Annotated in this window: 11 protein-coding genes; 4 read left to right on the top strand and 7 right to left on the bottom strand. The window is 37.1% G+C overall.

Annotated elements, in window-relative coordinates; translation table 11 throughout:
• Positions 1-58: 58 nt before the first annotated feature.
• The 7 genes from TLET_RS01335 to TLET_RS01305 form a co-directional block, all read right to left on the bottom strand.
• The gene (locus TLET_RS01335; protein WP_012002310.1) at positions 59-754 is read right to left on the bottom strand and encodes a GntR family transcriptional regulator; all 696 of its coding nucleotides are present in this window, start codon (positions 752-754) and stop codon (positions 59-61) included.
• Between the two features lie 17 nt (positions 755-771).
• Entirely contained in the window at positions 772-3360 is a 2589-nt protein-coding gene (locus TLET_RS01330) for a tetratricopeptide repeat-containing glycosyltransferase family 2 protein (RefSeq protein ID WP_407635794.1), read from the bottom strand.
• An 87-nt stretch (positions 3361-3447) separates the two neighbouring features.
• Entirely contained in the window at positions 3448-4611 is a 1164-nt protein-coding gene (locus tag TLET_RS01325) for a flagellin (protein WP_012002308.1), read from the bottom strand.
• 138 nt (positions 4612-4749) lie between these two features.
• Entirely contained in the window at positions 4750-5619 is an 870-nt protein-coding gene (locus TLET_RS01320; RefSeq protein WP_012002307.1) for an NAD-dependent epimerase/dehydratase family protein, read from the bottom strand.
• Positions 5600-6547 (bottom strand): NAD-dependent epimerase/dehydratase family protein, encoded by a 948-nt coding sequence (locus TLET_RS01315; protein WP_012002306.1) that lies wholly within the window; start codon positions 6545-6547, stop codon positions 5600-5602. Before TLET_RS01315 ends, TLET_RS01320 begins: the two co-directional genes overlap by 20 nt.
• Positions 6544-9054 (bottom strand): glycosyltransferase, encoded by a 2511-nt coding sequence (locus TLET_RS10915; RefSeq protein ID WP_012002305.1) that lies wholly within the window; start codon positions 9052-9054, stop codon positions 6544-6546. The genes TLET_RS01315 and TLET_RS10915 overlap by 4 nt, the downstream gene beginning before the upstream one ends.
• Positions 9055-9140: 86 nt before the next feature.
• Complete coding sequence (locus TLET_RS01305; RefSeq protein ID WP_012002304.1) at positions 9141-10196, bottom strand: C40 family peptidase; 1056 nt, start codon at positions 10194-10196, stop codon at positions 9141-9143.
• A gap of 86 nt (positions 10197-10282) precedes the next feature.
• Here TLET_RS01305 and TLET_RS01300 point away from each other — a divergent pair, with 86 nt between their 5' ends.
• The 4 genes from TLET_RS01300 to TLET_RS01285 are packed head-to-tail and all read left to right on the top strand — an operon-like array spanning position 10283 to position 14126.
• Positions 10283-11098 (top strand): M55 family metallopeptidase, encoded by an 816-nt coding sequence (locus tag TLET_RS01300; protein WP_012002303.1) that lies wholly within the window; start codon positions 10283-10285, stop codon positions 11096-11098.
• Positions 11099-11154: 56 nt separating this feature from the next.
• Positions 11155-12075, top strand: a complete 921-nt coding sequence (locus TLET_RS01295; protein WP_012002302.1) for a hypothetical protein — start codon at positions 11155-11157, stop codon at positions 12073-12075.
• Between the two features lie 45 nt (positions 12076-12120).
• Positions 12121-13071: an outer membrane protein assembly factor BamD gene (locus tag TLET_RS01290; RefSeq protein WP_148202126.1), complete on the top strand. Its 951-nt coding sequence runs from the start codon at positions 12121-12123 to the stop codon at positions 13069-13071.
• Positions 13068-14126: a hypothetical protein gene (locus TLET_RS01285; protein WP_012002300.1), complete on the top strand. Its 1059-nt coding sequence runs from the start codon at positions 13068-13070 to the stop codon at positions 14124-14126. Before TLET_RS01290 ends, TLET_RS01285 begins: the two co-directional genes overlap by 4 nt.
• Positions 14127-14128 lie beyond the last annotated feature (2 nt).

The raw sequence follows: 14128 nt of genomic DNA, 5'->3' as shown, positions 1-14128 counted from the left end.
CTAAGCAAAAAATGATCAGAAAAACACTCTTAAGAGAGAAAAATTGGGAAAAACTCCTCTATAGCTGCTCTTTTCTCATTTTTTCTTTCGATTTCTCTTGCATATATTTATAATTTTCTTTCAAGACTTTTTGGCTAAACCGAATATATTCTTGAATCATTGTAGAAACCTTTTTTGAATCTCTAATCCAGATAGCCTTTATTATTTCACCAAAATATTGCGAGGATACTTTTAAATTATCATCAAACTCTAAACTTAAATACCTATATCTTTTTACCTGATCTTCTATCGAACGCAAAAGTGTGACAAGTTTTCTTGAACCGCAACCAGCCAGAATAACATCGGTAAATGCAAAATTAGCCTCAAAAGCCCTGTCTAAATCATTTTCTATATAGGCATTTCTGAATTCCGAAACCCATTTTTCCGCATCTTTAATCAGTTCTTTATCCGCTCTCTCAGTAAACCAGGCAAACGCAAGAGACCAAAGTTTTTCTTTTATGGTCCATATATCTACAAGCTCATCCAAGGTCAAATTTGTAACAACATAGCCTTTATGTGGCGACTCGCTCACAAGATCCGATTTTTCCAAAATCTTTAATGCTTCTCTCACAGAAGTTTGACTGACGCCAAAACGTCTTGCTATTTCTATGATTTTAAGTCTTTCTCCAGGAAGATAAATACCCTTTATGATATCATCTTTCAACTGTTGAGCTATACTTTCAGAAAGTTTAGGAGGTCTCTGATAAACTGCCATAACTAACAACCTCTTTTCTACTTTTTCGATTGCTCAATTACCACGCATCTTAAACCATTTGGGAAAATCATATTTGTCAGAATTTTATAGCCTATAGAAGAAAGCTCTTTCTTCATTTGAGCTGTTGTCCTGAGTATTCTGAACGCTGGATAGTACCAGATTATATCGTCCCCATCACATAGATTTGGCACATGATAAAACACCACAGCCCTTTTTGCCCCCTGAAGTAATTTTTTCAATTCAACCGTTTTTTCAACATCTTCCAGTATTACTGCATTCTCAGAATTGTCACTCACTTCTATGCCAAGATCCATAAAAATATACTCGAAATTTTTCATGCCTTCAGCTTTTCTAACACTTTTCCAGTCGAGGTTTAATAAAATCTCATGCAATTCAAATGCCCCAACTCGTAAAGGTAGCTCCTTGTAAAACTCTTTTTCGAAACTCTCATACGCCTTTATTGATTCGTCAACTGGATAGGGCCTTGAATAAATCAAGCCATTTTTAGCTTTCATCCATGCTCGAACCGGATGGATTACACCAAAAGTAGTGAATCTTTCGGAAATATTTCCAGCCCACAATATCTCATCGTTTTTATCAAACCAGTCCAGTGTAATGTTTGGATACAATCCAGTATATAAGAAGCGTCCTGAATTTATGTCAGCAAGCTTTTCATTCTCTTCAACCGCTTTTATGTGGTACATAAGAGATTTTTCCAAATCCACTTTCGAATATATTTTTGCGAGTCTATAATAATACATGGGAAATCTGGACGGATTTTTAATTCTTTTTAAAAGTTTTATTGCTTTATCTTCATTTTTAGTATAAACGGCAGAAACATATAATGCTACGTCTTTGTCTGAAAGTAAATGCAATTTGCTTGTATTGTCGCCAGCATATTTTTGAAAATCTATCAAAAATTCTTTTTGCTTTACGTAGAAATTATACAGTTCTTCATAAACACCGTTTATATCTGGATCAAGTTTCGTTTTGAGATCTTCAACAATGGGCTTGACAAATTTTGACAATTCCGGAACAAGCTGTACAACATTTCTGTATAATCTGATTGCCTCCAGAAACTTAGCTTCTTTTAAAAACTGATCTGCCAGAAGTGCTTTTGCAACACCTTGAACGACGTAATCTTCATTATCCACAAAATTTTCAACAAATTTTTTCTTCTCTTCATCGCTCTCAAGCATTGAATAAACAAACAGTAAACCACCGACACCATTATCATCAACCAGTTTTTTCAGGTTTCCGCTGCTCAAAAATTCGAGTAATAAATCCCGTCCTTCACTCAATCTTTTCAGCAAAGCATAGCTAAATGGAGTAATTTCTTTGGCGTAAACATTTTCTATTTTTACAGGTAATTTGAACTCAACAATTTTTTCATAAATTGGCTGCATATTGATTTTAAGTTGTTTTTTCCTGATAAATTCTACCAAATTGGTCAAACCGCTTAGACATTCTCTGATGCCTTTCTCAGATATTTTTTCAACAAGGAACTGCAACATTTTTTCTGGGATGTCTTCATTTTTCGCAAATCTATCTCTGGCAATTTCATTGAATTTCTCGTAATTTTCAGTTGCAACATAGGCTATCATAGCAGTGGCATCAGCCACCGGGATATCCTTAAAAGACATAATTGTCCAGCCAAATTTCTCTATATTTTCAGACGCGTACTCAACAGCTTTTTTAAATCGCTCATAATATTCAATCACCTTTTCCCATTTTTGTTCCTTAGCGTAGATATTAACGAGCGAGAAGTAAGGGTCAGGATAATCTGGGACAACTTTTATCGCAGTTTGAGCAAGCTGAACGGCAAGGTCATTTAGGCCAGCGTTTGCTAAATCAATCGAAAAAACGTACAAAAATTCCAGGCCAATTGCTGGTATTGAAGTAAGTTTCTTCATCAGTTGAAATGCTTGCCAGCCTGTTTCTGCTATCTGATATGGTTTTCCACCAGTTTTTTCTATCTTATAAAGCTGTATCAAATAATAAAGCTTTTCCTGGTCATTTTTGCATTGCTGAAGATATTTTTTTATCAAATTTGCTGTACGCTCATATTTTTGCTTTCTCAGTCTTCTTGTCCATATGTAACCATAGTGATATATCAAAAAATTTGCATTTACAACTTTTGGTTTATAAATTGCTTGATTGTGCACAATATTTTCGTAATGTACAGTGCCATTTCTGAACAATCTCGGGGTTGAAGCAATTTCAGTTCGCTTGAAATCCCAATCGAGGTAACTCAAAGTTGGAAGATAAACTGTGTTAACATCTTCTGGAAGATTTTTAAGAAAATCTCTTATTTGTTTTCTGAAATCCTCTGAAATCTCTTCATCTGCATCCAAAATTAAAACCCATTCACATGTAACATATTTCAAGGAATTATTTCTTGCCTCCGAAAAATCGTCCTTCCATGGATGAAAATACAGTTTATCGGTGTATTTTCGTACTATGTCTGGTGTATTATCAACAGAGCCTGTATCAACTACAACTATTTCATCGGCAATATCTTTCACACTGTCCAGAGCTCTACGAATATTGCTCTCTTCATCCTTTACAATCATGGCAACAGACAGCAGGCAACTCAAGCCAAGCACCTCCAAATTTGCCTTCATGAACAAATTGTACCATTTTATCTGCAATAAAAAAGGCGGGCTTTTGCCCGCCTTTGTTTGGTAAAGAAATTATCTCATCAACTGCAATACAGTTTGTGGTTGAGTATTTGCTTGAGCCAACATTGCCATACTTGACTGAATCAGTATCTGCTGTTTGGTGAATTGCATCATTTCTTTTGCCATATCTGCATCTCTGATACGGGATTCTGCTGCTGTCAGGTTTTCTGCTGCTACTCCAAGGTTGCTTATTGTGTGCTCCAGCCTGTTCTGCACAGCACCAAGCTGGGCTCTTGCACTGCTAACTTTGTGTATAGCAGCGTCTATGACCATAACAGTCCTCTCGGCATTATCCTGATCTTTAACATCCAGCGACGTACTTGTCAAACCAAGCGCAGCTGCTCTCATATCATCGATGCCAGAAACCATGTTATGGCCCTCATTCGCTCCTATCTGGAAGACTAACTGGCTTGCCGTCGTAACCGCAGCTTCTACTCTGGCTACAGCACTGTCCACAACTTCGCCTACAGGCAGTGCTCCACCAAAGTCAGCAAGAGAGATAACATTTGTATCCCACGTAAATGTGATATTACCAATAGCTGCGCCGCCTGCGGTAATGTTCGCTATTACAGAATTGCTTCCACCAGCTGTGAAAAGTGTTATCTTGACATCAAGTGCGCTTGTTTCAGTGCCGTTGAGCTGTCCAACTTCAACCACATAAGTGCCCTCAACTGCCGCCGAGCTCACTGAACCAAGTTGCAGATTGATATTTCCAGCTGTGACTACCTTTGCATCCGGGCTTGCTCTGAAACTTTCTATTTTTCCATCCAGAAGTTTCATTGTGTTGAATTCGGTTGTTCTTGCAATTCTGTCGATCTCCTCGCGAAGTTGATCCAACTCTGCTTGAACCTGATTTCTGTCTACGTCAGTGTTCGTATCTGATGCTGCCTGTACTGCAAGTTCTCTCATTCTTTGCAGTATTGAATGAACTTCTGTTAAAGCACCTTCTGCGGTCTGGATCAGGGATATGGCATCCTGTGCATTTTTTACTGCCATATTTAAACCTGATATCTGCCCTCTCATTTTTTCACTGATTGCCAGACCCGCTGCATCATCTCCAGCTCTGTTGATTCTCAAACCAGATGAGAGTTTTTCAAGAGTTTTGCTCATTGAGTATTGTGTTTGGTCCATACTTCTCCAGGCATTCAATGCACTGATATTGTGATTAATTCTCATTAAACCACACCTCCTTGTTTTCTGTACTGCCTTCCTGGCAGTTACCTTTACCCACGGGCGCCTATGGGATTTCATTATCTATATCGACAAAATTTTAGAAGGCTTTAGAGAAAAAACGCGATTAGAATTATTCAAACCTTATAATCCATATGATACGAGAAATCTTTCTATACTTCTATTCAATGGTTCTATTTCGATTCCAAGCCGGGTCAAAAAATTTTCCAGTTTACGACTCTTTACAATAAATTTTACCGGTGATTCTTCCTGCCCAGAGAACACCCATTTCAAGTCATATTTGTTTTCAATGCTCTTTACTATATCAATAACCCTGACTTCTTCTTTTGAAGTGAGATTTATCACTTCGAGCTTTTTTTCACCGAGAGCTTTTCTGATCTCTAATGCGCTTTTAATTAGTATTTCAGCAACTTTTTCTACTGGTACCGGATTTATATATGACTCACCTTTACCTGTTATTTTCAGCGGTGCTCCTGTCTTAATGCATTCTATTATGTTGTCAAACAGTCTTTTTCTTTTCTCGTTTTTTCCAAATGCATTTGTTAATCTGTAAATGATCAATTTTTTTCCTGTTTTTCCTGCTATAAGCCTTACCATATATTCTGAATAAAGCTTGCTCAATCCATAGTAATCCAGTGGTTCAACCGATGTTTCTTCATCAACCTTTCCTTCGTGCCCATAATACACCGCCGCACTTGATAGAAAAACTATATCTGCTCTTAATTCTGCTTTCTCAAGTTTTTCAAGGTAGCTCAAATCCATTTTGAGAGCCTCGGTAAAATTGTGCCGCGGCAGATTATGATTGGAGTTTCCCGCTGTTATCACTAAGGTATCTGTTTCCTTTAATAACTCGCTGCCTATGTACTCTTCAAAATGTATATTTCCTTTTTCTTTGTCTTCAAAATACACTCCGGTATGATTTATTTTCAGGCATTCTGCCCATTTTTTTACACGATGACCTACAAAGCCGTCGCTACCAATTATTGTTACCACTTACAACACTCCTGTGCCATTCGATAGTTCTTTTTATACCTTCTTCCAGAGGTACTTTCTGCTCAAAGCCTAAATTTAATAGCTTTTTGTTTGAAAACCTTTTTCTTGTTACTAGAAATTTTTCCGGCGGTTCGACTATTTTCATCAATTCTCCTGGCGCTTTCGTGTATTTTAAAACTATTTCTCCAACTTCTTCCATTGTTTTATACTCCTGTGTTCCGATATTATAAGCCTCGTACACATTATCTCTAAACTCATGTTTTTCCAAAACGAGCATAACTCCATCAATGAAATCATCTATGTAGCACCAGGCTCTTTCAGAACCTCTATGCACGTAAAATTCTTTCCCCGTTAGTGCGTTATATATAAACTGGTCAATCGCCGATTTATATTTACTTGAAATAACTCCAGGGCCATATACCATAAAAGGTCTTATACCGACAGCCTTTAAGTTGTAGTTTGTCACATAGTGGTTCACAAGAGCCTCCCCAAAGTACTTGCTAATTGCATAAACATTACTAAGCATAAATGGTGAAAGATGGTTTACACTTTCTTCTGTTACTTCTTGAATATCAAGTAACCTCCCATAAATTTCTGAAGTGGAGAAATACACCAGGTTTGATCCCATTTCCATGCAAATATGAATTACATTCAAGGTCCCAATATCATTAACTCGAATCATCTTATGTGGATGTTCTTCGCCAACAAGTCTTCCCACTTCACCAGCCATGTGGACAACGTAATCAAATTTATCAAAAGTCTTTGCAGTTCTCCAGAGATCAAGAAATTCAGTCACATCGGCACGAACGTAATCATCATAATCTCTAACTTGTAAATCGAGCGCAATAACCTCATGTCCCTTAGCCTGAAGTTTGACTTTTAACATCCTACCAATGAAACCCAAGCCACCCGTTAGCAATATTTTCATAATTTTTCCTCCTTCATTGTGTAATTGCATAAAAAAACTTTGAATGCTTCAGAACTAAAAAGAAAATCTACTAATTTATTATAGTGTTCCATCAAATTCTTGATTGATGATCTCTCAAAATCAGGTATTTGTATCGATTCTCTATATAAATCCAAAAAAAACAAAGGGAATCTGATGCTAAGTGAATACATTATTCTTTCATTGCCAGCTCCGAAAATCTTGTCCTTTATAAGTGTTCTTAAGTGATCTATCCTGAAGAACCTGCTTCGAGTTAGGGACGAACCAACTTTCATTAGAATACTTCGAGAAGAAGTCTGTCCAGAATGCGTTCTGTTAAATACCGTACTTTCGCTCAATCCAATCTTAGCGCCACAGAGAATCAATTTTGAAAAAAGGTCATAATCTCCATCAACATTCCAGAGCATTTTATCGAAACCGCCAGCTCGATCGTAGAGTTCTTTTTTCATAACAACCGAAGAGCCGTTTAAATTATTACTGAGAGTTATGCGAATGAAAAGTTCCGTACTATTATCTGGTAATATCGTTTCGTATCTTTTTGCATTCCCTGGAGAACTTCCAAATAAACTGTATTTCGAAAACACAACATCGAAGGAATTTTCAAGTAAATTCACATCTTTTTCCAGCTTCCTGTCATCTATGTAATAATCATCAGCACTAACCCAGGCTACATACTCCCCATTTGCGTGTTCGAAACCTTTCTCCAAACTATAAGCTGCACCTGCATTTTTTTCGTTTTTTAAGACTTTAATAGACATGTTTTTATATTGTTTGCAAAGTTTTGCTATAGATTGCTGTGTGTCGTCTTTAGAATCATCATCAACAATAACCCATTGCAGGTCTCGAAAGATAGATTGCTTTGACAGACTATTTGCAAGAGCTTCAAGAAATTCGGCAGCGTTGTATGCTGGTGTCACAACGCTCACTAATGGCTTTCTTATGGTTGTATCTACAACCACTTTGGTAGAATTATCGAGGTTATCACGATTTTTTTGGTTGTAAGCGTCGATTGTTTCACAGCATTTTGAAACGAAACTTTCCGAAAAAACGCCTTTAAGGTTGAAATAATTTGCAGTAAACTTAGATGATCCATACAGCATTTGTTCATTATTGACCTTTGATTGTGTACACCGCAGCAAATTAAGAACTTCTACAATGTTCTTGATCTGTTTCTCAATGGAAAACTTATTCTCTACGAAACTTCTGTATTTTTCTGACGAATACTCATTCTCTAACATTGCCGGTATCTCATCAATAAAACTATAGACCAATTCAGCTGGCCATTGTTTTTTTGAACCACTGTAGTTGTGTATTATCGGTTTTATTCCTCTTGCCATGGCTTCAGCGATGCTGTAGCCGAAGCTCTCGTGAATGCTCGTTGACAAAAGATAATTTTTATTTTCAAGAAATGCATTAATATCCTTGACAAAGCCGTAGAGCTTGATATTTCTTTCAAGATCTGCATCTTCAATAAAATGCCTGAAGTAATTTGCATAACGCAGCTCCTGAAATTCTCCAGCAATGTGAAGAACGTACCTTCTATCTATTTTCTTAAGCATGCCTGCTACCTGAAGCCACGCCGCGGGATCTTTTTTATGGCTTATATGGGCAACAACTGCTATGTCAAATCCGGGAGTGCGATTTTTGAAAACAAATTTGTTCAGATCTATTCCGTTGGGAATTATTCTGATCATATTACTTATTTTTCTGTATGTGTCATTGTGGTAGATTTCAAGAATTTCTCTCATATGTTCGGCGACCAAGATCAGAATATCAACATTTTGCCAGTTCATTTTTTCTGGATAAGTAGATAAAGCTTCATAACTGTGGAGTCTACATATGACTCTTTTTCCCGCCTTGTTCATTCTGCCTGTTATCTGTACTGCCATTTCATTTGCCCACTCCAGCCAGATAATATCTGCCCAGTTGTAAGCTTCAACAATTTGTTTACTATCAGTTGTCACAACAAGCTTTACTTTGTAAATATTTGATAAGATCTCTGCAATGTCTTTTATAAAATTATCTATATTGGGAAGACAAAAGATAGCGAGTTTCTCGTTTTTAAAGTGCTGCTCTTTGATAGAGTCGTATTTTTCTTTAAGCTCTTTGATGCTTGACATTTCATAAGCCTTTTTATAATAATGTAATGCCATGGCCGGGTTATCCTGTTTTAACTGTGTATCACCGAGCATGTCATAAATTTCCCATGTTTTTTTGGGTATTCTTGTTAAATATCGCCAGGATTCAAAATAATTCTGTTTTTCAAAAAGTGCTTTTGAATAATTGAAAAGCACATCTGAATGTGCTGGATTTATTCTCAACGCTTTTTCAAAAAAATTTATGGCATCGTCATTTTTTTCTTCATAGAAAGATATAACTCCAAGCGTGTTATTTTTATCAATTTCATCAGAAATGTTTTGAGCTAATTCTTTTGCTTTCGAAAAGTCCTTTGACTGGATCAATCGAGATATCTTTTCAAATATTTCCATCTTTAACACTCCCAAAATTGCTGTTACTTCACTTTTCATTTTAAAGTTCTACACTCAACTGAAAGATTCCCATAAAACTAATCTATCTAATCAAAAGGATGGCGAAGATTTTCTGCGCCTATTATTCTTCTGGATCCAATATAATTAACGTCAAGTTTATAAGAATAATCTTCATCTTTCTCAGCAAAACTATTGATTGTAACTCCATTACTCCCAGAATGAATAAACCTACAGTTACCGATATAAATACCAACGTGCGATGGACCGGGTTTGTATGTCTGAAAGAAAACAAGATCTCCAGGCATCATGTCTTCTTTACTGTTTATCTCTAAACCCTGCTCAAATTGCATATCTGCATCTCTTCTGAGAAAATATCCACCCATTCTGAAGCAAAACTGTGTAAATCCAGAACAATCGAAACCATAAGAAGTAGTGCCCCCCCAGAGGTAAGCAAGTCCTGTATGCTGTCTGGCTATATTTATAATGTACTCGGCATCCCTAAAAACTGAAAACACCTCTTTTCTACTTGAATGAAGAGTAACATCACTTTTTCTCACTTTCAATTGCTCCTTATCTGGCGAAAGTAACCATACGTAATTTTCACTAACCTTTAAATATGGTAATACCGTGCCTTGCACTATTTTTTCTACCATAGACGAATCCTCAACAGCTGCAAATTTTGAAATGACTACGGCAAAATTATTTACCAGATATGAGTTAATCGACGGTTCATCATATATCACGAAACCTGAACTATCAAGCCACCCAATGTAATTATCTTCCATCTGCACAAGATACCAATCATTTACACATTTAAACAATTTCAGTAAATCACCCATGCGCGCCTGGGTCACTATATCGTTCGTTTCTGGGGTTTTTACAAGATTTACAACAGATTTTCTAACAATTCCATACATATTCAAAAATTTCTTCTCAGGCAAAAGCTCTATCTGATCCAAAACATTCATTTTTGAATTCTCCAGTATTTTTTGAATCAAAAGATTTTTTACTCTCTGCTCCCCCACAAAACCTTTTAAAAGGACTGTGGATCCTTCTATCGAAGGCAGGACAGAAAATATCTGTTCCCTCTCATCAATTTTATTTTCTCTCTTAAACGACTCTATGAGCTCCTTCACAACCATCTGACAACTCTCCTTTGGGTTCAATCTTTTTGAAAAATCCAAAAAACACTATAAACTAAGTATATATTCTGAGAGGAGGAAAATCCATGAAGATATTTATATCAGCTGATATGGAAGGCATATCTGGTGTTGTTAATTTATCACATGTTGAACCCGGTCACAGAGAATACGAAAGATTCAGAAAACTTATGACAAAGGAAATCAACACCGTTGTGGAAGCTGCAATTGAATCTGGTGCCACAGAAATTGTTGTAAATGATTCACACAACAATATGGACAATATACTGATTGAAGAACTTCACCCCGGGGCCATTTTGATTAGCGGGAGTCCAAAGCCTTTTAGCATGATGCAGGGTATTGACGAAACATTCGATGGGGTTTTTCTTATAGGCTACCATGCGAAAGCCGGCACCGAAGCTATAATGGATCATACCTACACAGGCAAGGTTTTTTACACAAAAGTGAACGGAAAAACATTGAGTGAATCTGGTCTAAACGGAAGATTCGCCGGATGCTTTAATGTGCCCGTTGTTCTCATCACTGGCGATCAAAACACAATAAAATGTGCAAAAGAAGAATTAAATGATTTTGTTGGCGTAGTTGTGAAAGAAGCATGTGGCAGATATTCAGCAAAAATTTACCCCTTCGAAGTGAGTAAAGAACGAATAAAAAAAGGCGTGAAAGAAGCACTTGAAAATATAAAGAAATTCAAACCAACTGTAGAGAAAGAACCGGTTGAATTAGAAATTTGCTTTATAAAATCAATTTTTGCCGAGATGTCCCTGCTTATACCTGGAGTTGAGAGAAAAGATGCAAGGACTGTAATATACAGAGCTTCGACATATATGCAGGCTTATAAGGTCTTCAGGGCCTGTATAACATTGGCTTCGTCGGTTGAATAATCCGTGAAAATTCCAGTTTTTCTCATTTTAGCCGATATTATTGTCGAGGTGAAGAAATGAAAATTGAAAGCTCGTATGTAAACATGAAAAGTTATCACTCACATGTGAAATTTTACGAAAGAACCGGGAGGTACAGAACAATAAATAATATTAAGGCTGCAAAAGCAGACACAAATCTGTTTGAAATAAGATTGAGTGATGAAGATAAACTAAAACTAAGACTCATAAAATTTTTACTGGAGAAATTTACAGGAAAAAAGATCAGAATCTTTGTACTTGAATTTGAAGAAAGACCGCAAAATTCTGGAACTAAGGAACCAGACCTGCCAGTTGACTCAAATGTTATATACGATATCAGAGAAAAATACATTGAGGAAGAAAAACTGCATTTTGCTGCAAAAGGTACTGTTTTTTCAAACGACGGCAGAAAATTAGAATTTGAAATTTCTCTGAAGATGAGCCGATCGCTTGAAATTACAAGGCAAATCAATCTCTCCATGCATGAAAATTTACAGGATCCTCTTTTGCTGAATTTCTCAAATGTGCCAGTCGAATTCTCCGATAAAAAAGTGAAATTAGACCTCGATCTGGATAATGTGACCGATGAAATTCACCTTCCAGAAAACGGGGCTTTCCTGGCACTCGATCTGAATCAGAATGGCGTCATCGAAAACGGCTTAGAATTATTCGGACCCAGGACAGGAAATGGCTTTTTAGAGCTTGCCAGATACGACGAGGATGGAAATAACTGGATTGACGAATCGGACAGCGTTTTTGCAAAATTGAAAGTCTGGTTTGCTGACCAGAATGGGAAATCAAAGCTCATGACATTGAAAGAAACCAACATAGGGGCAATTTATCTGGAATTTGTGAAAACACCTTTCGATATTCATGATGGAGTTATAACAAATACAGGCATTTATCTAACAGAAGATGGACAAGTAAAAAGTATACACCAGATAAATTTAAAAGTATAATAAAACCGTTTACTGTAGTATCATCTGATTTTGGAAAGGGGTGGTATGATGAAATTGAAAACAATTACCACACTCTGGTTGATCGTGGCGTCGATTTTGTTGCTATCATCCTGCGCTTTCAACTTGTTTGGAGATCTGGAATTTCAATCACTTCTATCGAGTGGAACAGATGAACAAAAACTGGAAAATGCGAAAAACGCTCTCAGTTCTAAAGATTATACGAAAGCTATTGCTCTATCAGGTTCAGTTCTAAACAATATTCTTGGACTTAATCTCACAAACGAGCAATTGACTTCTCTTCTTGATTCAACAAGTACTCTGTACGAATTTGCTCAGAGCCTGTACGAGAAAAAAGATGAGCTCAATGAAACAGCGGTTGAAGCTTTGAAAGTTCTCCTGGAAGCATCTGCCAGCAAATCTGAAAAAAGTGTAAACGAGGTGATTGACGATCTGAGCGAAGTTGCTGAGGAACTTGGCTTTAACATTGGAGATTATCTTCCAAAAAGCATGAAAAGTTCAGAAAACCTCTGGGAGATCCTGGAATCTGAAGCCGGCACAATAGTCTCATCTGTCGCCAGTTTTATGGATAACGCCGAACTTTTAAAATTTCTTACCTCTGGCTATTACGCCCTGATATCTACAACAGATGATGCAAGCATGATTTATGCAGCTTTCTGCGCATGGTATGATATATGTTATATGTTAAACCTGGTTTTAGACATCGACAATGACGGAGTTATAACCGACGAAGATCTCGTAAAGAATACCATCACCAGCCCTGCTTCCTTCACAGAATATGCAAGCAATACCCAAAGTGGGTTGTATCATGATGAAAACTCCTGTGATGAATTCGTATGGGCATACGATATATTAACAGATATTCTGACAACACTGGATATCGATATTGATTTGCCAGACGCACCAGCTACTCAGGATCTGTATGACGCACATTATCTACCAGATCTTTTTGAATTGTTGAGTGGTGATGCAGAATGAAAAAATTCATGATCCTGATCTTGTGCTTGTTGTTTGTCACTGCGTTTTCCTATCAGTGGGAAGTTTCCCCCGGATTTTTCAAACCCGTTGAAAATCTTGGTATGGGGGGAACATATGTCACGACAAGCCAGGGATTAGGAGCTTTGATATTAAACCCGGCTCTGTATACGCCTGGTTTTGAAATTATTTCACCAATAGGTGTTTCAAACAATGTGATGTCAATTTCCAAACTTTTCCCATACATCTCAAACCCATCTTCTATAACAGAGTTAGCCAGTGATACAGAGTTTCTCGTCTCAATGCAGGGCGTGCACAGCTACGATTGGAATATTGCTGCAGGATACGGGTCGAAATTAGGAAATATCTCACTTGGAGGTATGGGCGCTTTTCAGACAAGTGCTTTTTGGAATCTGTCTCTCATGAGAGTTGAGGATGTTGAATTAGGTGTCTGGGCGAGTTATTTTGGCGTTTTTGGGGGCTCGTTCAAAATTTCAAATTTGAAAATTGGAGCTTCGGTCGGTGGAGGAATGGCAGGATTTCTCGTGCCTGCTACCGGGACAGATTATCCAGCATCTGTTAATTTACTTGACGAAAATTCATTTGAAAATATTGTCCCAGATGACGTGAACAAAATCTTCTCGAACATAAATAATTTGTTCTTTACAGCTTCCGCTGGAGTAATATATGACATTAGTAATTTCAGATTCGGTGCCAGTCTTTTTTATAATTCAAACGATGTACTGATTAATTCTTCAAGGTATATCCTATCAATTGGTGCATCTTACAACTGGCAATTTTTAACTGTTGCGGCAGAGCTTGAGGATCTTCTCAATCAGGAAAAATCTATATACAGAAAATTGAATTTAGGATTGAGCACAGATTTTGGTATTGTAAAACTTTTTGGTGGGTTGCACGCCGGATGGCTTACTGGTGGTGTAAAGCTTGATATACCATTTGTTAAAATAGGGTTCACGGCATATGTGTATGAATATTCCAAACACGCAGGTATTATGGGAGAGCAAAGGTACATTCTGAGCTTCGATACAAAATTTTGAAA

This window comes from Pseudothermotoga lettingae TMO (genome assembly GCF_000017865.1).
GTDB lineage: Bacteria > Thermotogota > Thermotogae > Thermotogales > DSM-5069 > Pseudothermotoga_B > Pseudothermotoga_B elfii.
This window is presented reverse-complemented; position numbering and strand designations above follow the sequence as displayed.

What these genes read in the sequence shown, in the direction of transcription:
- TLET_RS01285 (WP_012002300.1), top strand. Translation starts at nt 13,068, where the DNA reads ATGAAAAAATTCATGATCCTGATCTTGTGCTTGTTGTTTGTCACTGCG.
- TLET_RS01305 (WP_012002304.1), bottom strand. Translation starts at nt 10,196, where the DNA reads ATGGTTGTGAAGGAGCTCATAGAGTCGTTTAAGAGAGAAAATAAAATT.
- TLET_RS01290 (WP_148202126.1), top strand. Translation starts at nt 12,121, where the DNA reads ATGATGAAATTGAAAACAATTACCACACTCTGGTTGATCGTGGCGTCG.
- TLET_RS10915 (WP_012002305.1), bottom strand. Translation starts at nt 9,054, where the DNA reads ATGGAAATATTTGAAAAGATATCTCGATTGATCCAGTCAAAGGACTTT.
- TLET_RS01335 (WP_012002310.1), bottom strand. Translation starts at nt 754, where the DNA reads ATGGCAGTTTATCAGAGACCTCCTAAACTTTCTGAAAGTATAGCTCAA.
- TLET_RS01295 (WP_012002302.1), top strand. Translation starts at nt 11,155, where the DNA reads ATGAAAATTGAAAGCTCGTATGTAAACATGAAAAGTTATCACTCACAT.
- TLET_RS01300 (WP_012002303.1), top strand. Translation starts at nt 10,283, where the DNA reads ATGAAGATATTTATATCAGCTGATATGGAAGGCATATCTGGTGTTGTT.
- TLET_RS01315 (WP_012002306.1), bottom strand. Translation starts at nt 6,547, where the DNA reads ATGAAAATATTGCTAACGGGTGGCTTGGGTTTCATTGGTAGGATGTTA.
- TLET_RS01325 (WP_012002308.1), bottom strand. Translation starts at nt 4,611, where the DNA reads ATGAGAATTAATCACAATATCAGTGCATTGAATGCCTGGAGAAGTATG.